Consider the following 23725-nt stretch of genomic DNA (forward strand, 5'->3'; position numbering starts at 1 on the left):
ATTCTCCCAGCGGAAGGTGATGTGTGATACCCCGCACATTCGGCCGGGGGCGGTATGCCGCTTATCGGCCCAGAAGGGGTATTTCAATCGCCGGGCAGTGGTCCATCACCATGTCGAGTCCGGCCGCCCGGGTGCGTTCGTACGCAGCATCGTCGATCACGCCGAGCTGGAACCAGACCGCCTTCGCGCCGATCCTGACGGCCTCGTCCGCGACGGCGCCCGCCAGTCCGCCGTTGACGAAGACGTCCACGACATCGACCGGGAACGGGATGTCGGCCAGCGACGCGTATCCCTTCTCGCCGTGCACCCGTTCCGCCTTGGGGTGCACCGGGACCACGCGCTTGCCGAATTGCTGGAGGACCGCGGCGACCCGGTAGGCCGCGCGCGACTCGTTGTCGGACAGTCCGACCACGGCCCAGGTGTCGCCCGTGTCCCGGAGTATCCTGCGGATCGTCTCTGTCTCGGCCTCTGCTGTGTCTGCGTACATGATCCGGACAACGGACCGCGGCCGCAGGCCATTCCCGCCGCTGCGCATAGGGTGGCCGGATGCAGGAGCAGTACCGGACAGTCGCCCGAGCGGGCGTGCACGAGACCGAGATCAACCGATCGCGCTTCATCTGCGCGCTCGCCCCCGCCGCCACCGAGCAGGAGGCGCAGGACTTCGTCGCACGCATCCGCAGGGAACACCCGACCGCCACCCACAACTGCTTCGCGTACGTGATCGGCGCCGACGCGTCCGTACAGAAGGCCAGTGACGACGGGGAGCCCGGCGGCACCGCGGGCGTGCCCATGCTGCAGATGCTGATGCGCCGGGAGATGCGGTATGTCGTCGCCGTCGTCACCCGCTACTACGGCGGGGTGAAGCTCGGCGCCGGAGGGCTCATCCGGGCGTACGGAGGAGCGGTCGGCGAGGCGCTCGACGAGCTCGGCACGATCACCCGGCAGCGGTTCCGGCTCGCCACGGTCACCGTCGACCACCAGCGGGCGGGCAGGCTCCAGAACGATCTGCGCGCCACCGGACGGGCTGTGCGGGAGGTGCGGTACGAGGAAGCGGTGATCATCGAGATCGGGCTGCCGGACGCGGATGTCGAGGACTTCCGGCGCTGGCTGGCCGATACGACGGCGGGTGAGGCGCTGCTGGAGCTGGGCGGCGAGGCGTACGGGGACACCTGAACGCTCTCGGCGGGGTGGGACGGCTCGGCGTCGGAACGCGGATCGGTCTTCTTCGCTGAACGCGTCGGATGCGGTGCGTGGCGATGGGAGACTGTGAGCTGTGAGGAAGCAGGTTCGTGAGGGATCAGGGGCGCAGCGGCGTTAGCGTGGTCGGTGCCGACCGTGCGCTCCTGCGCCGGTCCCGTGCGGCTCCCGGGCACGGCAGGCGCGGACGCTGGGTGCGAAGGAAGAGAAACATGCAGGTCGGAGCCTGGTCTTGAGGATTCTGCACACATCGGACTGGCACCTGGGGCGGTCGTTCCACCGGGTCTCGCTGCTGGAGGCACAGGCCGCCTACCTCGATCATCTGGTGGCGACCGTCCGTGAGCGCGAGGTCGATGCCGTCGTCGTCGCGGGTGATGTCTACGACAGAGCCGTGCCCCCGCTCTCCGCCGTCGAGCTCTTCGACCGGGCCCTGCACAGGCTCGCCGCCGCGGGCGTACCCACGGTGATGATCTCCGGGAACCACGACTCGGCCCGCAGGCTCGGCGTCGCCGCAGGACTGATCGGACAGGCCGGTATCCATCTGCGTACCGACCCGGCGGAGTGCGCCACCCCCGTCGTCCTGCACGACGAGCACGGCGATGTGGCGTTCTACGGGCTGCCCTACCTCGAACCGGCCCTCGTCAAGGACGTGTTCAAGGCGGAGCGGGCCGGACACGAGGCGGTGCTGACCGCCGCCATGGACCGGGTCCGCGCCGACCTCGCCACCCGGCCGGAATCCACCCGCTCCGTGGTCCTCGCCCACGCCTTCGTCGCCGGCGGCGAACCCAGCGACAGCGAGCGCGACATCACCATCGGCGGTGTGGCCGCCGTACCCGCCGGAGTCTTCGACGGCGTCGACTACACGGCGCTCGGCCATCTGCACGGCTCCCAGGCCGTCACCGACCGGGTGCGCTACTCCGGCTCACCCCTCGCGTACTCCTTCTCCGAGGTCGCCCACCGCAAGACCATGTGGCTGATCGACCTCGGAGCCACCGGAACGATCACCGCCGAGCGGATCGACTGCCCGGTGCCCCGCCCGCTCTCCCGCCTCCGCGGCCGCCTCGACACCCTGCTCGAAGACCCCGCGCTGGCCCGGCACGAGGAGGCATGGGTGGAGGCGACCCTCACCGACCCGGTCCGTCCGGACGAGCCGATGGCCCGCCTCCTGGACAGGTTTTCGCACACCCTCAGCCTCGTCTTCGAACCCGAGCGGGCCCCCGAGGACCCGCTCGCCTCGTACGCACAGCGCCTCAGGGGGCGCGACGACCAGCAGATCGCGGAGGACTTCGTGGCGCATGTCCGGGGCGGGAACGGGGCGGACGACCAGGAGCGCACGGTGCTGCGCGGCGCCTTCGACCACGTACGGGTGGACGACGGCGTGCGCGAGGTGAACCGTTGAGACTCCACCGGCTCACCCTCACCGCCTTCGGCCCGTTCGGCGCCACCCAGGAAGTCGACTTCGACGCGCTCTCCGCCGCCGGACTCTTTCTGCTGCACGGACCCACCGGGGCGGGGAAGACCTCCGTCCTCGACGCCGTCTGCTACGGGCTGTACGGCGCGGTGCCCGGAGCCCGCCAGAGCCCCGGCACCTCACTGCGCAGCGATCACGCCCCGGCCGGCCTCCCCACCGAGGTGCGGCTGGAACTGACCGTCGGAGGACGGCATCTGGAGATCACCCGGCGCCCGGCCCAGCCCCGCCCCAAGAAGAAGGGCGAGGGCTTCACCACCGAGAAGGCGCAGAGCTGGCTGCGCGAGTACGACCCCGAGCACGGCTGGCGGGCGCTCAGCCGCTCGCACCAGGAGATAGGCGAGGAGATCACCCAGCTCGTCGGGATGAGCCGGGACCAGTTCTGCCAGGTGGTGCTGCTGCCGCAGGGCGACTTCGCACGCTTCCTGCGCGCCGATGCCGAAGCCCGCGGCAAACTGCTCGGCAGACTCTTCGACACCCGCCGCTTCGCGGCCGTCGAGGAACGGCTCACCGAACTGCGCCGCACCACCGAGACGCAGGTCAAGGCCGGGGACGAGCAGATCCTCGGGATCGCCCAGCGGATCGCCCAGGCCGCCGGACCGGCTGCCGGTGAACTGTCCCTGCCGGAATCCCGGCCCGGCGATCCGGGATTCGCGGACGGCGTACTGGAGTGGGCTGCGGTGGCCCGCAGCAACGCCCGGGAACGGCTCGACATCGCCGAGTCCGTACTCTCCGCCGCCGAGAGTGGGCAGGCCCTCGCTCGCCGCGAACTCGACACCGCACGCGAACTCGCCAGACTCCAGCAGCGGTACGAGGAGACGCGCCGCCGCGCCTTTGAACTCGAAGCCCGCCGCCCCGGGCGCGACCGGGAGCGCGAGCGGCTCGAACGGGCGCGCAAGGCAGAACTCGTCGCCCCCGCGCTGGAGTTGCGCGACGATGCCGAGCGTGCCCACCGGACTGCCGGAGAGGCCCGTGAGCGCGCCCGCGCCCAGCTTCCCGACACCCTTGTCGACGCGGGTGCCGAGCAGTTGGCAACCCTGGAACGCAGGCTCCGGCAGGAGCTCGGCGGTCTCGACGCCGCGCGTCGTGCCGAGCGGCGCAGCGCGGAGATCGACACCGAGCGGGCCGAACTGGAACGCCAGGCCCGCGCCGACGACGAACTGATCCAGGAAGCGGAAGGCTGGCTGGCGGGCTGGGAGTCCACCCGCCGCGAACTGCAGGAACGCATCGAGACGGCACAGGAGTCAGCGACCCGCGCCGAACACCTTGGGGGACGGCTTGAGCCGGCCCGCCGCCGTCTGGACGCGGCCCGTCGCCGCGACGCGCTCGCGGCCGAGGCGACGGATGCGGCCCACCGGCTGGCCGCGGCCCGCGAGCGCGCCGTGGGTGCACACGAAACGTGGCTCGGGCTGCGCGAGCAGCGACTGCGCGACATCGCCGCCGAGCTCGCGGCGGAACTCGTCGACGGCGAGGCCTGCAAGGTCTGCGGGTCGGGCGACCACCCGGAGCCCGCGCGCGCAGCGGACGGGCATGTCGACCGGGCAGCCGAGGAGACGGCTCTCGCCGTGTACCGGCGGGCCGAGCAGGCGCGTACGGAGGCGGATCGGGAGCTCGGAGCCGTACGGGAGAAGCACGCGGCGGCGCGTGCCGCGGCGCTGCCTGTGGTGGGGACCGCTGCCGATGATGTCACTGACCGCGGAGCTGCCGGGACTGCCGACGACGGGCCCCAAGCCACTGAACCCGCCGTTGTCGAACTTGAGGCGCTGGTAGCCGAGTTGGCGGCCGAGCACAACCGTGCGCACCGTACCGCCGCCGGAATGCACGCCGCGCGCGAGGCCCTCGCGGTCGCCGAACGGGAGCAGAGCGAGAGGCTCGAAGCGCGGCAGCAGGCCGAGCGCCGCTCCGCCGCCCGGATTTCGCGGCGGGAAGGGCTCGATCGGGAACAGGCGGGCCTGGAAGCCGAGCTGACGGCCGCTCGCGGCGAGTCCGGCAGCGTCGCCGCGCACGCCGCACTGTTGGAGCGCCGGGTGGCTCTGCTTGCCGACGCCGCCGAGGCGGTGCGCGCCGAGGAGCTGGCGGCGCGGCGCAGCAAGGAGGCCGACGGCCGGCTCGCGGACGCCGCGTTCCGGGCCGGGTTCGACACCCCTGAGGCTGCCGCTGCCACCCTGCTCACGGACGCCGAGCACCGCGACATCCAGCACCGGATCGATGCCTGGCAGGCCGAGGCCGCAGCCGTCGCCGAACGGCTCGCCGAGCCCGAGACCCGCGCCGCCGCCGAGCACCCGGAGGCCGACCCCGACGCCGCGCAGGCCGCGTACGACGCGGTCGAGGGACGGCTGCGGAACGCCGCCGCCACGCTCGCCGCCGCCCGGGAGCGCTGCGCCGAACTCGGCCGGCTGTCCCGCCGCGCGGCGGAGGACGTGCGCACGCTGGGACCGCTGCGCGACGAGTACGACCGGGTGGCCCGGCTGGCCGGGCTCACCGCAGGCACCTCCGCGGACAACGAACGGAAGATGCGGCTGGAGTCGTACGTTCTTGCCGCCCGGCTCGAGCAGGTCGCCGCCGCCGCCACCGCACGGCTGCAGCGGATGTCGTCGGGCCGCTACACGCTCGTCCACTCCGATGCCCGCACCGGAGGCCGCCGGTCCGGCCTCGGGCTGCATGTCGTCGACGCCTGGACCGGCCGTGAGCGCGACACGGCGACGCTCTCGGGCGGCGAGACGTTCTTCGCCTCCCTGGCTCTGGCGCTCGGTCTCGCCGACGTCGTCACCGACGAGGCGGGAGGGGTCCGGCTGGACACCCTCTTCATCGACGAGGGGTTCGGCAGCCTCGACGACCAGACCCTGGACGAGGTCCTCGACGTGCTGGACTCGCTGCGCGAGCGGGACCGCAGCGTCGGCATCGTCAGCCACGTCGGTGATCTGCGCCGCCGGATCCCCGCCCAGCTCGAAGTGGTCAAGGAGCGGCACGGGTCGGCAGTGTTCCACCGCGCGGCCAGCGGGGTCAGCGGCTGATCGGCCGCCGGGGGAGGGGCGAGGAGTACACGACGCTGGTGGTGACGGAACCGAGCGTGCCGATCTTCCCCGCGACCTCCTCCAGGTGGCTCATCGAGCGAGTGGTGACCTTCAGTACGAAGCAGTCGTCGCCGGTGACATGGTGGGCTTCCACGATCTCGGGCGTCGCGTCGAGAAGATCGTGGAACGGCTTGTAGTTGCCGTTCGGATAGCGCAGCCGTACGAGGGCGAGAATCGGCAGTCCGAGCGCCTCCGGGTCCACCACGGCGGCGTAACCACTAATGATTCCCGCCTCCTCGAGGCGGCGCACCCGCTCCGTCACCGCGCTCGGGGACATCGCGACGGCGCGGGCCAGTTCGGCGAAGCTCGCCCGTCCCTCGTGCTGCAGGACATCGAGGATGCGCCAGTCGGTGGCGTCCGGGGAATAGTCGGTCATATCTCAGAGACAACAGGGAATTCCCCGGCGGATCAAGAGTTGTGCCAGGGATCTCGTCTTCCAGTAAAGGATCACTGATCGTAGATTTTTGGTCATGACGTCACAGCTCACCGCCTCCGCAGCCAACCCCGTCCTCCGCGTTCCGCCGGCCACACCGGCCGCGGCCGCCGCGTACTTCGGCGCCTCGCTCGCCTTCCACGCCGACGTCTCCGATGTCGCCGCCGCTCTCGCGGCCGACGGTGACCCCGGATTCGTCGTCCTCGACTCCCGGTCCACCGCCTCCTGGGACCAGGGGCACGTCCCCGGCGCGATTCACCTGCCCACCGCGCTCATCGCCGAGCAGGCGCGGGATCTCCTCGACCCGGCCGTCCCCGTGGTCACGTACTGCTGGGGCCCCGGCTGCAACGGCGCCACCCGCGCCGCGCTGGCACTCGCCGAACTCGGCTACCAGGTCAAGGAGATGCTCGGCGGTTTCGAGTACTGGGCGCGTGAGGGCTTCGAGTTCGAGACCTGGGAGGGACGCGAGCGGCGCACCGCGGACGCGCTCACCGCGCCGGTCGACTCCGACGACTGCGGCTGCTGAACGGCCGGCGTCGCGGGCCGTCACGCCCGCGAGGAGCGTCGGAAACCCGTCTGGCAGGCCCGGTGGTTACCGCAGGAGGGCCGACCGTCGGGCGGGTCATCGACGTAGAGCGCGGCTTCAGGCGCTGCGACCGGGACCGGCCCCGATCAGGGCGGTGAGCAGAGGCGCGGCGTCGGCCCCCAGGGGCAGGCCGCTGACTCGGCCGTCACCGACCTCCACCACCTTGCGCACCCGCTTGACGACGTCCTTCACGATCCCGGGCCCCGCGCCGAGTGGTTCCGCCAACGCCGCCAAGGCCACCGACGCCGTGAGCGCCACCGGTGTCTCGTCGCCGGAGGCGCTGGGGGGAAGCGGCCGGGCCCACCGTACCGAACCGGGCCCGACCGCCTTCCTGTCGATAACCGTCCAGGTCAGAGCTTCGACAGCTCGTCGACCAGATCGTCCAGACCCAGCGGACCCTGCGACAGGGCGGCCATGTGCCAGGCCTTCGCATCGAACGCGTCGCCGTGCGCCTTGCGCGCGTTCTCCCGGCCCAGCAGCCAGGCACGCTCGCCCAGCTTGTAACCGATGGCCTGCCCCGGCATGGACAGGTAGCGGGTCAGCTCGCTCTCCACGAAGTCCGCCGGCCGGCCGCTGTGGTTGCCGAAGAACTCCTGCGCCAGCTCGGGTGTCCACCGCTCACCGGGGTGGAAGGGGGAGTCCGCGGGGATCTCCATCTCCGCGTGCATGCCGATGTCCACGATCACCCGGCAGGCACGCATCATCTGCGCGTCCAGGTAGCCGAGGCGGCGCTCCGCGTCGGGCAGGAAGCCGAGCTCGTCCATGAGCCGCTCCGCGTACAGTGCCCAGCCCTCGGCATTGGCGCTGACGATGCCGATCGACGCCTGGTAGCGGGAGAGGCTGTCGGCGACATGGGCCCACTGGGCGATCTGCAGGTGGTGGCCCGGGACACCCTCGTGGTACCAGGTGGAGACCAGGTCGTACACCGGGAAGCGGGTCTCGCCCATGGTGGGCAGCCAGGTGCGGCCGGGGCGCGAGAAGTCCTCGGACGGGCCCGTGTAGTACGGGCCCGCGGCGCCGCCGGGCGGTGCTATCCGGGACTCCACCTTCCGTACCCGCTCAGCGAGTTCGAAGTGTGTGCCGTCGAGGGCTTCGATCGCCTCGTCCATCAGGCCCTGCAGCCAGGCCTGGACCTCGTCGACACCCTCGATGTGCTTGCCATGCACATCGAGATGGGCCAGCGCCTCCCAGGGGCCGGCCCCGGGCAGCACCTTCTCGGCCTCGGTCTTCATCTCGCCGAGCAGCCGGTGATACTCGGACCAGCCGTACGCGTACGCCTCGTCGAGATCCAGATCGGTACCGTTGAAGTAACGCGACCAGCGGGCGTACCGCTCGCGGCCCACCGTGTCGGGCGCACCCTCGACCGCGGGGGCGTACACATCGCGCATCCAGTCACGCAGCGCCTCCGTGGCCTCCGTGGCCTGCCGGGCGGCGTCGTCCAGATCCGCGCGCAGCGAGTCCGGGCCCGCGGCGACGAAGCCCTGGTAGAACCCTGTTCCGTCCTGCCCGACCCACTCGGTCAGCTGGCCGATGAAGGTGGCGGTGGCGCGCGGACCGCCGTACAGCTTCCGTTCCAGGCCGAGCGCGAGCGAGGCGCGGTATCCCTCCAGGGCTCCGGGAACCGCGAGCAGCCGCTCCACGACCGCCGCCCAGTCCTCATCGGTCTCGGTCGGCGTCACCGTCAGCGCCACGCGGACGCTGTGCGCCGGTGAGTGCAGGTTGGAGACGGCTCGCAGGCCCTCATCGGCCTCATGGACAGCGATCTCCGCGGTCAGCCGCTCGCGCAGCAGGCGGCCACAGCGGCGCTCTGCGTCGCTGTCCGCGCCCGGGAGTTGCTCGGCGGCGTCGAGCTTCACCAGGGTGGCGCGGGCGAGTTGGGCAAGGGCTTCCTGCCCGGCGGGGGAGAAGTCGGGAAGACGGCGGGAGCTTTCCTTCACACCGAGGTAGGTGCCTGAGATCGGGTCGAGGTCGATGAATGCGTCGACGTAGGCGTCGGCGACCTGGCGGGGCAGCGCGCTGTTCGAAGTGTCTGACATGTGGACATCTTCGTACGGTCAGGGGGCCCGCGTCACTATCAATAGGTCTCCGGGACCTGACACAGTTCACTCCGGTTCGCGTGGTGGACGCGGAGCACCGACCGTGGTGGCCGGAACCGGTCATTCGGATTCTGCGGTCCTTCCGGGCGCCGTGGTGGCCGGCGGCAACAGCGGCCCGCACTCCCACTGCTGGAATATCAGCCGCGTTTCCACCCGGGCCACCTCGCGCCGCGAGGTGAACTCGTCGAGCACCAGCCGCTGCAGATCCGCGGTGTCGGCAACGGCCACGTGGACCAGATAGTCGTCGGGGCCGGTCAGATGGAAGAGCGCACGGGACTCCGGCAACGCCCTGATCCGCTCGACGAACGGGCCGATGAGCTCCCTGCGGTGCGGGCGGACCTGCACCGAGAGCAGTGCCTCCAGACCACGGCCGATCCTGGCCGGGTCGAGACGCAGCCGGTGGCCGAGAATCACGCCCGAGCGGCGCAGCCGGGCCACCCGGTCCAGACAGGTGGACGGTGCGACCCCGACCTCGGCGGCGAGCTCGCGGTACGTGGTCCGGGCATCGTTCTGCAACAGGCGCAGAATGTGCAGGTCCACCGGGTCCAGAACGACGGAATCGGCCATTCGCCGAACGTAGCACGATGCTTCGGCGCCACGGCCCGGCACCTGTTCAGAGTGGTGTCATGGACACCGAAGCCTCGATGCAGCCCTCGACGACACCCCGGTCCAGGGCGCTGGCCACCGAAGCCGTGCACGCCGGACGCGACGACCTCGCTGCACTCGGCCTGCACGCCCCGCCGATCGATCTGTCCACCACCTACCCCTCGTACGACTCCAGGGGAGAAGCGGAACGGATCGACACCTTCGCCACCACCGGCGCCCGGCTCGACGGGCCGCCCGTCTACGCCCGGCTCGACAACCCGACCACGGCCCGGTTCGAAACGGCTCTGGCCCGGCTCGAAGGGACCGAGAGCGCTGTGTCGTTCGCCAGCGGAATGGCGGCGCTCACCGCGGTTCTGCTGGCCCGCGCGAGCATGGGACTGCGCCATGTGATCGCCGTCCGCCCGCTGTACGGCTGCAGTGACCATCTTCTCGGTGCCGGGCTGCTGGGCACCGAGGTCACCTGGACCGATCCGGCGGGCATCGCGGAGGCGATCCGTCCGGACACCGGCCTGGTCGTGGTCGAGACACCGGCCAACCCGACGCTTGCCGAGGTCGACATCCGGGCAATCGCGCACTCCTGCGGATCGGTTCCGCTGCTCGTCGACAACACCTTTGCCACCCCGGTCCTCCAGCGGCCCGTCGAGCACGGCGCACGGATCGTTCTGCACAGCGCCACCAAGTACCTGGGCGGGCACGGCGATGTGATGGGCGGCGTCGTCGCCTGCGACGAGGAGTTCGCGGCCCGGCTGCGACAGGTGCGCTTCGCCACCGGCGGGGTACTGCATCCGATGGCCGGATATCTGCTGCTGCGGGGCCTGTCCACCCTGCCGGTTCGGGTGCGTGCCGCTTCCGCGAGCGCCGCCGAACTGTCCCGTCGGCTGGCCGCCGACCCGCGCATCGCCAGGGTCCACTACCCGGCGGTGGGCGGGGCGATGGTCTCCTTCGAGGTGTACGGGGATCCGCACCGGGTGATCTCGGCCGTACGGCTCATCACTCCCGCGGTGAGTCTCGGCAGTGTGGACACCCTGATCCAGCATCCGGCCTCCATCAGCCACCGCATTGTGGACGAGGGAGACCGGCAGGCTTCCGGTGTCGGGGACCGGCTGCTGCGTATGTCGGTCGGCCTGGAGGAGGTCGAGGACCTGTGGGCCGACCTCTGTCAGGCGCTCAGCGACCCGCCTGCTCGTACGGCGGCAGGCAATGTGCCGGAGTCGCGTCCAGCCGGGCGGTGATGACGAGCGTGCCCTCCTCGATCTGGTAGTCGAGGGGAAGTTCGAGGGCTCGCATGGCGGCGACCATGCCGGTGTCGGACGCCTGGGTGACGGCGTAGACGCTGTCGCAGCCGGCCTCGACGGCGAGCGTCACCAGGCGGCCGAGGAGCTCCGAACCGATACCCCGGCGCTGCCAGTCGTCCTCGACGAGGAGGGCCACCTCGGTCTCGTCACCGTCCCAGAGGAGGTGTCCCAGGGCGACCAGGCGGCCGGAGGCCGTCTGGACGGCCAGGGTGCGGCCGAACCTGGGGCTCAGCAGGTGGTCCAGGTAGCGGTCGGCGTCGCGGACGGGACCGTGGTAGCGCAGCCGCAGCGTCTGCTCGGAGCAGCGGTTGTGCATGGCGCGGGCGGCGGCCAGGTCGCTCCCGTCCGCGCGACGGACGGTGATCCCGTTGCCCTCGGGGAGCGTGAGCACGTGCTCGCTGCGCGGGACGCGGGGGCCGAGCCGGGCGTCGAGCTCGACCAGGGCGCGGGCCCGGGCGAACTCGGTCGGGGTGAACGGCAGATAGGGCCGCTCGATGGTGATCGCACCGCCGGACGGGTCGCGCAGTCGCATCACTGCCTCATCAAGCATCCCTTCGACCGGCGCGCTCTCGCCGGTCGCGCGGCCGGTGATCGAGACGGCGGGCAGCGAGTGGATGGTGCAGCGCCCGAGCAACTGGCGCAGCGCGAGCGGGAGTTCAGCGGAGTCCAGGGCGGCGCGGGTGGCGAGTTCCAGGATCCGGGTCGGGGCGTCCACCAGGTCGTGCGCGTCGGCCCGCTCGATCCAGGTGGAGTTGCCGCCCGCGGCGGAGATCGTCCGGCTCAGCTGCCGGGCCTGGAGCGAGGCGGGGGCGCGCAGCAGGAACTCGTCGACCGTGCCCTGTGTCAGCGGATGTGTCTGCAGAGTGAGGATGTCGATCCGGTGCCGGGCGAGCGCGATGCAGAGCGCGGCGAGGCTGCCGGGGGTGTCCCGGACCGTGGTGCGCATCCGCCACAGCGCCGTTTCCTCGTCGGCCGGGGCCGGACCGGCGGCGGTGGGCGTGGTCACGAGTGCGGCGACAGCGGTGGCCGCCGCGTTGTCGGTGACCGTGTGGTGGGACAGGTCCACGCTGTAGTCGACGGCGGTCGGCGGCGGGGAGTGACTGTGCCGCCGCGCCCACCAGGTATGGAACGCGGCCGTCGCCGCGAGGGTCAGGGCCGAGGCGATCAGGAGATACGGTCCATCGGGCTGGTGTCCGATCATGTTGGCGATCGCGTCGGCCACCGCGACGGCGGTGAACAGGGCGGCCAGCTCGATCAGGTCCCGTCGCCAGTGGTGCGGGCGGCGGGCACTCTTCGCGGAGGTCACATCAGTCATGAGCTCACTGTGACGGAGCGGTGTTGCCTGATCACGAACGCCTTGTGACTGATGGGTTAAGTGTGAATCTAGTCCTTTATCGCACCTTTTTACTGGTTGCTGTCGTGGATGCCTGCGGCCGCTGCGGGGTTTGCGGCGGGACCGGTCGCTTCGAAGGCGGAACGGGACGGGTCGCGGTGGGGCGTGACCCGTCGCTGCGGGTTACGGCACGATGTCGTCGGCCGTCGTCTGCGATCCCTTTTCCCAGGCCGCCTGCAGTCGTGCCGCATGACGTACCAGCTGCGATGAGCCGCCGCGCACGGCCAGAGCCGCCAGCCCGGGTATCGGCTCGGCCGCCGCCGCACCGCAGCGTTCCGCGCATTCGGCGGCCACGGACAGCAGGTCGCTCAGCCCGCGCGGGGCCTGCTCGTACGCCAGCAGTGCGGGCGGGAGCAGGCCAGGGCCTGTACGGATCGGGTCATGCAAAAACCGTAGAACCCACCACTGACATTGATACTCGTAGCCGGGTTCCGGTGGTCGTGGCTCCACCACTGACTGACGCCCTGCTGGGCTGTCCAATCGGCCCCGGACGGCTGTCCGGGGCCTCCTTCACCGCCAACAGTGTCCTCGGCGACTATCCGTACGCGGGCGGCCAGGCGCTGCGCTACGGACTTGCCGCGCTGTTGCTCCTGCCGCTCCTCCGAAGCGGGGGACGCTCCGGCCTCGCTCCCCTCCGTACACTCACCCGCCGCCGGTGGACCCGGCTCGCGATGCTCGCAGCTGTCGGCATGGTCGGCTTCAACCTGGCGGTCCTGGCCGCCGAACGGTCTGCGGAACCCGCTGTTCCGGGGGGTATTCGTCGGCTGTGCCCCGGTCCTTGTCGCCGTCCTCGTACCGCTGCTGGACGGCCGTCGTCCGAACCGCACCGTCCTGTGCGCGGCCTCCCTGGTCGCCGCTGGGGCCGTCACCGTCCAGGGCTGGGGCCGGACCGACGCGGCGGGTTTCCTCTGCTCGGTCGGCGCGCTCGCGGGCGAGGTCGGCTTCGCCGTGCTGGCCGTACCGGTGCTGCGCCCGCTCGGGCCGAAACTGCTGTCGGCCGTTGCATGCGCCATCGCTGCCGCCGAGTCCGCACTGCTCGGTGTCCTGCTCGACGGCAGCGGATTTCTGCGGATGCCCACACCCGTGGAGACGGCGGCGCTCCTGTGGCAGGAAGCCGTGGTCACGGTCGTCGGGTCCGTCTGCTGGTACATGGGCATGCAGCGGATCGGCGCCGAACGCGCCACGCTCTTCTCCGGGCTGATCCCGGTCTCAGCGGCACTCACCGCGCCGCTCGTCGGCACCGGGTCGTACGGGATCGCGCAGGCCGGCGGAAGCCTGCTGGTGGGTTGCGGCGTGGCGCTCGGTCCAGGTGTCCTGCGGCGCAGCAGGCCGCAGGGTTCCGCCCGTTCGGCGACCGGTACCCGTTCAGCGACTGGTGTCGAGGATGACGCGCGCCACGAGCGCGGGATCGTCGTTCATCGGCACCTGACCGCAGCCGGGCAGACGTACCAGCCTGGCACCGGTAATGGCGTGCTTGGCCCTGACCCCCGGCCGGCTCAGCAGCAGCCGGTCGCGGCCGCCCCAGGCGATGGTCACGGGCAGCCCCGGCACATCGTCGGTGAAGGCGACATTCCGTCCGACCGCGAGAGTCTCGTGGAAACCGGTCGCCTCGCGCAGGGCGACAGTCTCCGAGACGACGGCCTCGGGTGAACGGCGCCCGGGCCTCGCGTAGATGGTGCTCGTCAGCGCCGCACGCCCGGCCGCGCTGCGCGAGAGCCGTTCGATCTGGACCGCGGTTCAAGGGGGCAGGACGATTCGTGCTGGACACGGCCCGGAGCGTCGGCTGGGATGGGACGGTGACAGTCGACACCATTACCGAAGTCTTCGAAGAACACCGCCCCGTACTGACCGGGGTCGCCTACCGCATGCTCGGCCGGATCGCCGACGCCGAGGACGTGGTGCAGGAGGCGTGGCTGCGCTGGTCGGCCGCGCCACGCGACGACGTACGGGAGCCGCGTGCGTTTCTCGTGCGGACCACCACCCGCCTCGCCATCGACCGGCTGCGACAGCTGCAGACCCGGCGCGAGGCCTACGTCGGACCATGGCTGCCCGAACCGCTCGTCACCGATTTCGGACCTGCCGTGCCCGACACTGCCGAGCAGGCCGTCCTCGCGGACTCCGTGTCCGTCGCCGTGCTGGTCGTCCTCGAATCGCTCTCCCCGCTGGAGCGCGCCGTCTTCGTCCTGCGCGAGGCCTTCGGCTTCCCGTACGGAGAGATCGCCGCGACGCTCGACAGGACCGAGGCCGCGGTGCGCCAGCTCGCCGGGCGCGCGCGGCGGCACGTGGAAGAGCGCAAGCCGCGCTACGACGTCGACCCGGTCCAGCGCCGTGACCTCACCGAACGGTTTCTTGCCGCGGCGGCGGGCGGCGACATCGAGGGGCTGCTGATGCTCCTCGCCCCCGATGTGCGCCTGGTCGGCGACAGCGGCGGAAAGTCCAAGGCGCCGCTGCGGATCATCGAGAGCCAGGACAAGGTCGGTCGCTTCCTCCTGGCCGTCGCGAAGGATCAGCCTGCCGGCTTCGAGACCCGGTTCGCGGAGCTCAATGGTGGCCCCGCCCTGGTGGTGCTTTCCGGCGGAAAGCCCGATTCCGTCTTCCAGATCGACGTAAGGGACGGTGTCATCCAGTGCGTATATATCGTCCGCAACCCTGACAAGCTTGCCAACCTGGCCGTCGAATAGTCACCTGTCCCGACGCCCTGCCTGGCCGAAGCCCCACGGACCCTCCGGACGTGGGGCTTTGTGCTGCGCGCCGTACGGCACCACGAACGTCCTGTGAACGCTCTGCGACAGGACCCCGATTCGCAGTGTGACGGAACAAGGATTGGTCTTGACCAAGGAGGTGTGCCGTCCTATGGTCTCAACGTTAAGACAGGAACCTTTAATAAATAACGTCGCGGAAAAAGACGCTGGGTGATTGCGGAGGACAGGGTGGGGACCACGCAGCTGGAATCGGTGCAGGAGCCGAAGTACTGGCACCTCAAGACCGTTCTCAGTGAGGCACTCGACTCGGACTTTGCGGTGGGAGAGATCCTGCCCAACGAGCGCGAGCTCGCAGCCAGGTTCGGCGTCGCCCGGGCAACACTTCGACAGGCTCTGGAGCAGCTCGAACTCGAAGGCAGGCTGCAGCGCCGCCGCGGAGTGGGGACCACTGTCGCCCCGCCGCGCGTGGGCGTCGCCGTCTCGACCGCGCAGCACGACTGGACGGGCGGCGCCGACGAGGCCTGGCAGCCCATCGGCTGCACGACCGCGACAGCGCCCGCCCCGGTCCTCGCCATGCTCGACGTGGAGAGCGACGAGCCGGTGCACATCGTTCGCCGGATCCGGGTCACTCAGGGGCATCCGGTCGCTGCGGAGTTGCTGTACGTGCCGTCGGCGTCCGTGCCCGAACTGTCCGCGATCGAGACCCCGTCGGGTGCCGCCCGCGCCCGCACCGTCGTGCGGGAGCTGCACCGTCTCGGCCTCGACGGCCAGGACCGCTCGGTGGAGCTCGGCTCCGCGCGAGCGGACGACGCCAAGGAACTCGACCGGCTCCCCGGCGCACCGGTCCTCGTCGTCACCACCCGTTACCTCGCGGCGGGCGGCACGGCTGCGGTCTCCGTCGCCACCTACCGGGCCGACACGTGCCGACTCACCTTCGGTGACTCCGGCGACCTCGAGATCAGCCACCCCGGCCACGAGCGCCACGCGTCCTGACCCCGGCCGGTCCCGCCGGCTTCGAACGCAACGAACGGCCCGTCGCGCTCAGCGGCGGGCCGTCACCGATCCCTCCACGGCGAAGAGCTGCTCCTCGACATGGTCGAGCGCCAGCCGCAGGGCGCCCGTGGCCACGGCCGCCTCGCCCAGCAGCGACAACGCGACCCGCGGCGGCCGGAGACAGTACCGGGCCAGCTCACCGCGGAGCGGATCCAGCACTCCGTCCAGCCCGGCGGCCCAACCGCCGATGACCACCAGCTCCGGGTCGAGCGCCAGCACCAGCGCCGCCACATCGTGTACCAGCCGCTGGATGAACCGCTCCACCGCAGCCTGAGCCCGCACATCGCCGTGCCGGGCCTCCGCGAACACCGCGGCGACCGCCTGCTCGTCCAGCGGATCCAGCGGTGTGTCCGTCGTCGACAGCAGCTTCTCCGGTGTGACCTCGCGGCCCAGCAGATGGAGTGCGCCGATCTCGCCCGCTGCACCGCCGTAACCACGATGCAGCCGCCCGCCGATCAGCGAACCGGCCCCCGGGCTCAGCCCCGCCAGGACGAACACGATGTCGTCCGACTCGGTCGCGGCACCCTTCCAGTGCTCGGCCACCGCCGCGGCGTTTGCGTCGTTCTCCACGAGCACCGGACAGCGGAAGGAGCGCCGCAGCCGCTCACCGAGCGCGAGACCGGTCCAGTCCGGCAGCGCGGTGCCCAGGCGTACGGTCCCGTCGGCCTCCACGATCCCCGGACTGCCCACCCCGACCGCACGCAGACTGCTCCGGGCCACCCCGGAGCGCCGCAGCAGATCGGCGACGACGGCCCTCACCCGGTCGAGCCGGTCATCCGCGGAAGCCGTCTCCGACACCTCGCGCGAACCGGCGCCGATGATCCTGCCGTCCAGCCCTGACAGAAGCGCGGAGACACGGTGCGGGCCGATCTCGATGCCGAGCAGATGTCCCGCCTCGGCGCGGAACCGGAACCTGCGGGCCGGCCTGCCCTGACGTCGGGCCTCACCCTCGTCAGGCGCCGATTCGACGACCAGACCGGCCTCGAAAAGCCCCTCGACGACACCCTCGACCGTGGGCCGGGACAGACCCGTGATACGAGTCAGGTCCGTGAGCGTGGGGGAGTCGGCGCCCCTGAGGGCATGAAGTACCACCGCGGAATTGATCCGTCGCAACAGCGACGGGTCCCCACCGGTCAACCGGCTCACGGTGTGTCCTCCCAGCTCGCGAGCATGTCAGGCGGATCGTACTCGCTGCCCGGAAGCGGAGCGACCGTGACCCGGAACAGGGATCCGGGCGCCGTCGGCGTCAGCCCGGAGCCACGAACCCTGACTCGTACGCGGCGATCACCGCCTGCGTCCGGTCCCTGGCCCCCAATTTGGCCAGTACGGCGCTGACATGGGTCTTCACCGTCTCGACACCGACCACCAGCTTGGCGGCGATCTCCGCATTGGACAGCCCCCGGGCCATCAAACGGAGCACCGCCTCCTCCCGCTCGGTGAGCGCCGCGCGCTCCATGGCCGCCTTGGCCTTGCTCGTCCCGTACTCGACGGCGAGCTGCCGGACCGCGGCCGGGAAGAGCAGCGACTCGCCCTCGGCGACCAGACGCACCGCGTGCACGATCTCCGCGGGCCGGGCCCGCTTGAGCAGAAAACCGTCCGCCCCGGCGCGCAGCGCCTCGTACACGTACTCGTCGTTCTCGAACGTCGTCACCACCAGGATCTTCGGCGGATCCGGCACCGTGCGCAGCACCACCCGGGTTGCCTCGATGCCGTCCATCAACGGCATGCGCACGTCCATCGCCACCACATCGGGGCGCAGTCGGCGCAGCAGCGGGATCACTGCGGCACCGTCGGCGGCCTCGCCCACCACCTCGATATCGGGCTGGGCCTCAAGCACCGCACGCAGTCCCGCGCGCACGAGGGGTTCGTCGTCGACCAGAAGAACGGTAACCGGCATCCGGTCAGCGTAGGCCGTCCAGCGGGAGGCTCGCGTGCACCCTCCACTCGCCGTCGTACGGACCGGTCTTGGCCTTTCCACCCAGGAGCGCGGCCCGCTCACGTATGCCCCGCAGCCCGCTGCCGCCGCCCGGAGTACCTATCGACCCGGTGAGCGGATTGGTCACCTCAAGCTCCAGCCAGCCGTCCGCGACTGTGATCCTCACCCGCACGGGGACGGACCCGGAGTGACGCAGCACATTGGTGAGGGACTCCTGCAGGATCCGGTACCCCTCGCGGGACACCGGTCCCGGCACCAGCTCCACCGGACCGGAGACTTCGGCGTCGACCTTCGCCCCCGAACCGCGCGCCGAGTCCAGCAGCCGGTCCGCCTCGGCGAGTGTCGGCCGCTGTCCCACCGGTGCTTGCGATTCCCGCAGGACCCGGAGCACCCGCTCCAGATCGTCCAGTGCCGCCCGGCCCGTCTCCTCGATCGCGGCCAGTGCGCGCTCGGTGAACGCCAGATCGTTCGCCGCCCGCGCCGCACCCGCCTGGACGACCGCCACGGTCAGGGCGTGCCCGATCGAGTCGTGCAGCTCGCGCGCAATTCGATTGCGCTCCAGCAACTGTTCGGTGCGCTCCTCCAGCGCGGTCAACCGCTCCGCCGTCGACGGACCGAGCAGCCGCCGCGCCGCCGCCGTGATCACCTTGCCGCATATCACGACAACTGCGAGCAGCAGGAGAAGAGGCACGGGTGCAAGCAGGGCGTACCACCAGTGCGGCTCCACCCCGCGGATCAGCCAGTCGCCGCTCGGGCCCGAACCCGACGCGGTGAGGACGAGGTCAACTGCTGTGGCGGACAACCACACCGTCGGGTACCCCGCCACCACCGAGAGCAGCAGCCGCACCTCCAGCCAGACCACGGTCCGCCAGCGGGCCGCCCAGGTCTCCGCCGGAGCCGCGGAGATCGCTGCGTCGGGACTGCCGCGCTCCGACGGCATCAGCAACAGCTGGGCCTGAACCCCCTCGGCGAGCCGCATTCTGGGGACCAGGCCCGCGGGCACGGCAAAGATCATGAGGGCCCATGGGGTGTCCATGGAGATGAACAGCCACACGCTGCCGACCGCCCACGGAATGAGCATGTGCAGCCAGCGGGTGTAGGTGACCGGCTCGGTCAGCGGACGGAGAAGGCGACGCATGCCGCCATCGTGCCAGCCGTCTCGAACGTGACGGCTCCCCCGAGCGAGGGAGATGATCCCCTCCGGTGGGGGAGGGCGGGAGCGGGGCGCGGCGGCCAGGCTGAGGACATGACCAGCATCCACGTCCATGAGCTCACCAAGGAATACGGCGCGACCCGCGCAGTGGACCGCCTCACGTTCAGTGTGCGACCCGGCCGGGTCACCGGTTTCCTCGGCCCGAACGGCGCCGGCAAGTCCACCACCATGCGACTCGTCCTCGGCCTGGACCGGCCGACCGGTGGTACGGCCACTGTCGGCGGGCACTCCTACACCGCACTCGACCATCCGCTGCGCCGGGTCGGGGCGTTGCTCGTTAGGCTCATGCCAGGGAACCTGTTGTCAGTGCCGGGCGGTTGACCGGTGGCATGGCCGCCGTCCATCACATCCGCCGCATCGATGGGGTGCGCATCGAGCCTCGGGTGTGAGGACGCGGGGTGCCGCCGCCGGCCCTGCAGCCCCCACCCCCTGACCTCAATTCCCCCGAGCCCCCGCAGGCGTCTGGTGCTCGCTTCCGCAGCACGGCTCAGTCCGAATGGTTGGGAGCGGTGAGTCAGTTGCCGCGCGGAGGCGCCCGTACTCCTCGGCCATGCTCTGAGCGGTCCAGTGGGCGTTGAGGCCGCTGGGGTTGGGCAGGGCCCAGACCCGGGCACCGCCGATCGTCCGGTCCTGCGGGCCGATCTGCGCGCGACGCTCGCCGAAGGCGGTGCGGTAGGCGGTGACCCCCACCACCGCCAGCCACTGCGGGCGCAGTTGCTCGACCTTGGACGTGAGGATCAGTCCGCCCTCGCGGAACTCCTCGGCGGCCAGTTCGTCGGCTCTCGCCGTGGCCCGGGCGACCACATTGGTGATGCCCAGGCCGTAGGTCAGCAGCTCGTGCTGTTCCGAGGGCTTCAACTGGCGGGGGGTGAAGCCGGACAGATGCACAGTTATCTGCACCCGATTCTCTCGTTGATCCCGGTGATGGTCCCCGAGATGAACGAGGAGAACGAAGTGGACCTGCGAAGTGAACTGATGGAGGGGCGGGCGAATCTTCCCCGCGTCGGAGCTGTACTTCCGGCAAGGGGAGTCCATCCTCCGTACGTCGTTGTCAACGGATACGACGACGAGATCGAACCTGCCACGGCGTATCTGCGTGACCTGGCGCTGAACGACAGTAGCCCGCTGACGATCCGCAGCTACGGGTACGGGCTGCTGCGCTGGTTCCGGCTGCTGTGGTTGCTCGACGTCGCGTGGGAGAAGGCGACTGAGGCCGAGACCGCGGTGCTGACGGGATGGCTACGTACAGCGTCGAATCCACAGCGTCAGCGGCAGTCTGCCGCCAGTCCTGCGCCCGGCTCGGTGAATCTGCGCACCGGGAAGCCGGTGCTGCGGGCTGGGTATGCACCCCGGACGATCAATCACGCGCTGTCTGTGGTGAGCGGCTTCTACGAGTTCCATGCCCACCAGGGGAACGGCCCGGTCGCCAACCCCGTTCCGGTGTCGCCGCAGCGTCGTCGGGCGCTCACTCACCGGAGCCTGTTGGAGCCGAAGCCTGTGCTCGGACGGGCCCGGCTGCGGCAGAAGGTTGCCGATCGGCCACCGCGGTCGATCCCTGATCACCTGTGGGACGAACTCTTCGAGCGGATGGGTTGCGAGCGTGATCGCGCTCTGCTGGAGTTCTACGTCTCCAGCGGCGCTCGCGCTGAGGAACTTCTCGGCGTCGGTATCGGTGATGTCGATTGGGCAGGCCAGAAGGTCTACGTGATCTCGAAGGGCACGAGGCAACGCGAAGCGGTCCCGGCCTCGCCTCAGGCATTCGTGCGCCTGGCCCGTTACCTCGACGAAATCGGCACTCCTCCGCCGGACGAGCCGATGTGGCGGACGCGTCACGGCGTGGACCGGCCCATGTCCTACTGGGCCATGCGCCGCGTTATCCAGCGCGCCAACGGGGCACTGGGCACGAACTGGACGCTTCACGACCTACGCCACACAGCCGCGAGCCGGATGGCCAACGGCGGCAAGCTCACTCTGCCGGAAGTACAGGCCGTCTTGCGTCATGCCAACATCCAGACCACCAACCGCTACCTGACGGCCCGCATTGAGGAGATCTTCGACAAGCTCACCGAGCACTACAACGCGCCGCGTGTCGAGCGGAGTTACCCCACCGGCTACAGCGCCGATGACGTTGCGGCGGTGTTCGGTGCCTGACACGCAGCTTCGCACCACCGGCCTCAGCCGCCGCCACGGTCCCGTCGCCGAGGGACTTCAGTTCGCCAGCCGCTTCGTCGGCGGTCCGATCAAACCAGAGCCTGCCGTCGCCGCCAGCCTTCCCAGGCCGCACGGCGAATTCGCCACCGCTTCGATCTCCCACCTGTCGAGCATGGCCGGCACTGCGTCGATCTGGCCGGACGTGCATCGGGCGACCCGGCAGGGCTGGGTCCGTTCCACCCGTGCGCTGCTGGAATACCTCCTCACCTTCCCAGGTGATACCTGGCAGGAGCGGTGGGAGGCCAGCCCGCTCGGCCAAGGGCAGGTCACCGCCGACGCGGTGGGATCGCGTCACACCACGGGGACCAGCATCGTTCCCGGAATCCGAGCTCTGTACTGCCTGCGCGCCATTCAGCCGACCCTGCTCGCCTTCCGCCAGACTCCGCTGCCTAGCTTCGGGCCGATGTTCATCGCCGCCCAAGAGGACGCACTCCTGGAAAAGTTCGCTGAGCAGGTACGCACTCATCAGCTCCGACACGTCCACCGCCGCGACGCGATCATCGAGCTGTGCATGCTGCTGGCCGTCCAGGGCGTCGCCCTGAGCGACGTTACCCCGGCCGCACTGCTGCACTTCGCCCACGAGAACCGACAGGCACGGTGCACCCTGCGGCCTGGGAGCCAGGCGTCCAACCGCATCGCCGGTCGCGGAGTCTGGAACGTCCTGCACGCCATGGGCCACTTCCCGCCCTCGACGCCGGAGTCCATGCGGGCCGCCATGCTGCGTGGCCAGCGGAGCATCGAGGACCTAGTCGACCAGTACGAGATCTCCGACCAGGCTGTCCGCGGCCTGCTCATCGACTACCTCACCCGCCGCAAGGCCGACACCGACTACTCGACCCTGAAGGACCTCACCTGCAAACTTACCCGCCACTTCTGGAAGAACATCGAGAAGATCAATCCGGACCAGAAGGACCTGCGCATCTCGCCTGAGGACTATGCGGCCTGGCGGCAGCTGATCACCGTCAAGGACGATGGCAAGCCTCGAGTCGGCCAGGACAGTATCGTCATCGCGTTGCGCTCCTTCTACTACGACCTGCATACCTGGGCCGCCGACGAGCCCGAACGATGGGCTGCATGGGTCGCTCCCTGCCCCGTCCCGCCGAGCGAACTACGCGGCCTCGGCGTCCGCAGACGGCGCATTAACGAACGCTCTGCCGACCGCACCCGCCAGCGCCAGCCTCTTCTTCCGCTGCTGATCAACCATGTCGAGACCCGCTACGACCGTGCCCGCCTGCTCCTGGAGCGTGCCGACAGCGCCGCCGAAAGTCAGGTGTTCACCCACGAGGGCACCGAGTATCGGCGCATTCGCACCGAGGCGGACCGCAAAATGCTCCGCCACGGCGACGACGTCCCCACCCGGGTCGAGGAGGTGGACAGCGGGCGGATCGTCCATATCGGGACCGAGGAGGAGAGCGCCTTCTGGGAGTGGGCAGCTGTTGAGGCCCTGCGTCACTCCGGCGTGCGCATCGAGGAGCTTTGCGAGCTGACCCAGCTGAGCATCCGCCAGTATCAGCGGGCAAATGGCGAGGTCATCGCGCTTCTGGTGATCGCGCCCTCCAAGACGGACCGCGAGCGTGTCATCCCCATGTCCGCCGAGCTCTTCCACGTCATCGCCTCGGTCATCCGCCGCCATGCGCGCGCCGGCCGCCCGATCCCGCTCGTCAGCCGGTACGACGCCCACGACAAGGTGTGGAGCGCCCCCATGCCGTTCCTTTTTCAGCGGCAGAACGGCACTACACCGATGGTGTTCAGCACCGCAACCGTCCAAGTCATGCTCGGCAGGATCTGCGACGAACTCGCCGAGACCCACAAGGGGTTCCGCGGCCTGAAGTTCACGCCGCACGACTTCCGAAGGATTTTCGCCACCGAGCTGGTCAACAGCGGCCTGCCGATCCACATCGGTGCCGCCCTCCTCGGCCACCTCGATGTCCAGACCACCCGCGGTTATGTCGCTGTCTTCGACGAGGACGTCGTCCGTCACTACCAGGAACATCTCCGCCACCGGCGCCAGGTCCGACCCGATGGCGAGTACCGCGACACGACCGACCAGGAATGGACGGAGTTCGAGGAACACTTCGACCGCCGCAAGGTCGAGCTCGGTTCCTGCGCACGCCCCTACGGCACCCCCTGCCAGCATGAACACGCATGCATCCGCTGCCCGATGCTCCACATCAACCCGAAGATGCTCGCCCGCCTCGAAGAACTCGAAACCGATCTCGTTGCCCGCCTTCAGCGGGCAGAAGCCGAGAACTGGCTAGGCGAGGTCGAGGGCATCAACCTCACGCTCACCTTCCTGCGCGGGAAACGCGAGGAGACCCAACGACGGGCACAGAGGCCGACCGTTGACCTGGGGATTCCGGGCCGCCGCCTGCCTGAGTCCGGCTGAATCTTCCCTGGCAAGTCTGCGTGTAGCCGGCTCGGGACACGCCAGACGTCAGGCTACAGCTACGGAGCGTATCCGG

19 protein-coding genes and 3 pseudogenes are annotated in these 23725 nt (G+C 70.3%); 10 read left to right on the forward strand and 12 right to left on the reverse strand.

Going from position 1 to position 23725, the window contains the following annotated elements; translation table 11 throughout:
- Positions 1-61: 61 nt before the first annotated feature.
- Positions 62-487 carry a CoA-binding protein gene (locus tag ACGFSA_RS25900; RefSeq protein WP_393308069.1) on the reverse strand — a complete coding sequence of 142 codons (426 nt, stop codon included), beginning with the start codon at positions 485-487 and terminating at the stop codon, positions 62-64.
- 59 nt (positions 488-546) lie between these two features.
- On the opposite strand from ACGFSA_RS25900, the gene ACGFSA_RS25905 reads away from it, so the two are divergent.
- The 3 genes from ACGFSA_RS25905 (at position 547) to ACGFSA_RS25915 (ending at position 5679) form a co-directional block, all read left to right on the forward strand.
- Positions 547-1173: a YigZ family protein gene (locus tag ACGFSA_RS25905; protein ID WP_393308071.1), complete on the forward strand. Its 627-nt coding sequence runs from the start codon at positions 547-549 to the stop codon at positions 1171-1173.
- Between the two features lie 256 nt (positions 1174-1429).
- Entirely contained in the window at positions 1430-2596 is a 1167-nt protein-coding gene (locus ACGFSA_RS25910) for an exonuclease SbcCD subunit D (protein WP_393308073.1), read from the forward strand.
- On the forward strand, positions 2593-5679 hold the full coding sequence (locus ACGFSA_RS25915) for an AAA family ATPase (RefSeq protein WP_393308075.1): 3087 nt from the start codon (positions 2593-2595) through the stop codon (positions 5677-5679). Before ACGFSA_RS25910 ends, ACGFSA_RS25915 begins: the two co-directional genes overlap by 4 nt.
- On the opposite strand, the gene ACGFSA_RS25920 is transcribed toward ACGFSA_RS25915, so the two are convergent.
- A complete protein-coding gene (locus tag ACGFSA_RS25920; protein WP_393308077.1) occupies positions 5669-6115 on the reverse strand; it encodes an Lrp/AsnC family transcriptional regulator in 447 nt (148 codons plus the stop codon). The genes ACGFSA_RS25915 and ACGFSA_RS25920 overlap by 11 nt on opposite strands.
- Positions 6116-6209: 94 nt before the next feature.
- On the opposite strand from ACGFSA_RS25920, the gene ACGFSA_RS25925 reads away from it, so the two are divergent.
- Complete coding sequence (locus ACGFSA_RS25925; RefSeq protein ID WP_393308079.1) at positions 6210-6698, forward strand: rhodanese-like domain-containing protein; 489 nt, start codon at positions 6210-6212, stop codon at positions 6696-6698.
- Between the two features lie 117 nt (positions 6699-6815).
- Here ACGFSA_RS25925 and ACGFSA_RS25930 read toward each other — a convergent pair whose 3' ends face one another.
- The 3 genes from ACGFSA_RS25930 to ACGFSA_RS25940 all read right to left on the reverse strand — a co-directional run bounded on the left by ACGFSA_RS25930 (position 6816) and on the right by ACGFSA_RS25940 (position 9421).
- Entirely contained in the window at positions 6816-7016 is a 201-nt protein-coding gene (locus tag ACGFSA_RS25930; RefSeq protein ID WP_393308082.1) for a hypothetical protein, read from the reverse strand.
- A gap of 92 nt (positions 7017-7108) precedes the next feature.
- Complete coding sequence (locus ACGFSA_RS25935; protein ID WP_393308084.1) at positions 7109-8794, reverse strand: DUF885 domain-containing protein; 1686 nt, start codon at positions 8792-8794, stop codon at positions 7109-7111.
- A 120-nt stretch (positions 8795-8914) separates the two neighbouring features.
- On the reverse strand, positions 8915-9421 hold the full coding sequence (locus ACGFSA_RS25940; RefSeq protein ID WP_393308086.1) for an Lrp/AsnC family transcriptional regulator: 507 nt from the start codon (positions 9419-9421) through the stop codon (positions 8915-8917).
- A 59-nt stretch (positions 9422-9480) separates the two neighbouring features.
- Between ACGFSA_RS25940 and ACGFSA_RS25945 the strand changes: the two genes are divergently transcribed.
- Positions 9481-10692: a trans-sulfuration enzyme family protein gene (locus tag ACGFSA_RS25945; protein ID WP_393308088.1), complete on the forward strand. Its 1212-nt coding sequence runs from the start codon at positions 9481-9483 to the stop codon at positions 10690-10692.
- Here the strand turns inward: ACGFSA_RS25945 and ACGFSA_RS25950 are convergent.
- The 3 genes and pseudogenes from ACGFSA_RS25950 to ACGFSA_RS25960 form a co-directional block, all read right to left on the reverse strand.
- Positions 10628-12061 carry a GNAT family N-acetyltransferase gene (locus ACGFSA_RS25950; protein ID WP_393308132.1) on the reverse strand — a complete coding sequence of 478 codons (1434 nt, stop codon included), beginning with the start codon at positions 12059-12061 and terminating at the stop codon, positions 10628-10630. The genes ACGFSA_RS25945 and ACGFSA_RS25950 overlap by 65 nt on opposite strands.
- A 210-nt stretch (positions 12062-12271) precedes the next feature.
- A pseudogene (locus tag ACGFSA_RS25955) lies at positions 12272-12496 on the reverse strand (hypothetical protein); the annotation flags it as partial.
- 1017 nt (positions 12497-13513) lie between these two features.
- Positions 13514-13873, reverse strand: a pseudogene (locus ACGFSA_RS25960) (alpha/beta fold hydrolase); the annotation flags it as partial.
- A 71-nt stretch (positions 13874-13944) separates the two neighbouring features.
- On the opposite strand from ACGFSA_RS25960, the gene ACGFSA_RS25965 reads away from it, so the two are divergent.
- A complete protein-coding gene (locus ACGFSA_RS25965; RefSeq protein WP_393308134.1) occupies positions 13945-14829 on the forward strand; it encodes an RNA polymerase sigma-70 factor in 885 nt (294 codons plus the stop codon).
- A 249-nt stretch (positions 14830-15078) separates the two neighbouring features.
- Positions 15079-15843 carry a GntR family transcriptional regulator gene (locus ACGFSA_RS25970; protein ID WP_393308090.1) on the forward strand — a complete coding sequence of 255 codons (765 nt, stop codon included), beginning with the start codon at positions 15079-15081 and terminating at the stop codon, positions 15841-15843.
- Between the two features lie 48 nt (positions 15844-15891).
- On the opposite strand, the gene ACGFSA_RS25975 is transcribed toward ACGFSA_RS25970, so the two are convergent.
- The 3 genes from ACGFSA_RS25975 to ACGFSA_RS25985 form a co-directional block, all read right to left on the reverse strand.
- The gene (locus ACGFSA_RS25975) at positions 15892-17049 is read right to left on the reverse strand and encodes an ROK family transcriptional regulator (protein ID WP_393308092.1); all 1158 of its coding nucleotides are present in this window, start codon (positions 17047-17049) and stop codon (positions 15892-15894) included.
- A 100-nt stretch (positions 17050-17149) separates the two neighbouring features.
- Positions 17150-17800: a response regulator gene (locus ACGFSA_RS25980; RefSeq protein ID WP_393308094.1), complete on the reverse strand. Its 651-nt coding sequence runs from the start codon at positions 17798-17800 to the stop codon at positions 17150-17152.
- 4 nt (positions 17801-17804) lie between these two features.
- On the reverse strand, positions 17805-18977 hold the full coding sequence (locus tag ACGFSA_RS25985; RefSeq protein WP_393308096.1) for a sensor histidine kinase: 1173 nt from the start codon (positions 18975-18977) through the stop codon (positions 17805-17807).
- A gap of 108 nt (positions 18978-19085) precedes the next feature.
- On the opposite strand from ACGFSA_RS25985, the pseudogene ACGFSA_RS25990 reads away from it, so the two are divergent.
- Positions 19086-19328 (forward strand): annotated as a pseudogene (locus tag ACGFSA_RS25990) (ATP-binding cassette domain-containing protein); the annotation flags it as partial.
- Between the two features lie 159 nt (positions 19329-19487).
- Here ACGFSA_RS25990 and ACGFSA_RS25995 read toward each other — a convergent pair.
- A complete protein-coding gene (locus ACGFSA_RS25995; RefSeq protein ID WP_393308098.1) occupies positions 19488-19952 on the reverse strand; it encodes a mismatch-specific DNA-glycosylase in 465 nt (154 codons plus the stop codon).
- 54 nt (positions 19953-20006) lie between these two features.
- Between ACGFSA_RS25995 and ACGFSA_RS26000 the strand changes: the two genes are divergently transcribed.
- The gene (locus ACGFSA_RS26000) at positions 20007-21203 is read left to right on the forward strand and encodes a tyrosine-type recombinase/integrase (RefSeq protein WP_393308136.1); all 1197 of its coding nucleotides are present in this window, start codon (positions 20007-20009) and stop codon (positions 21201-21203) included.
- Positions 21196-23649, forward strand: coding sequence for a tyrosine-type recombinase/integrase (locus ACGFSA_RS26005; protein ID WP_393308100.1), 2454 nt, complete (start codon positions 21196-21198; stop codon positions 23647-23649). Before ACGFSA_RS26000 ends, ACGFSA_RS26005 begins: the two co-directional genes overlap by 8 nt.
- Positions 23650-23725: the final 76 nt, after the last annotated feature.

Source organism: Streptomyces sp. NPDC048496, assembly GCF_043200055.1.
Taxonomy (GTDB): Bacteria; Actinomycetota; Actinomycetes; order Streptomycetales; family Streptomycetaceae; genus Streptomyces.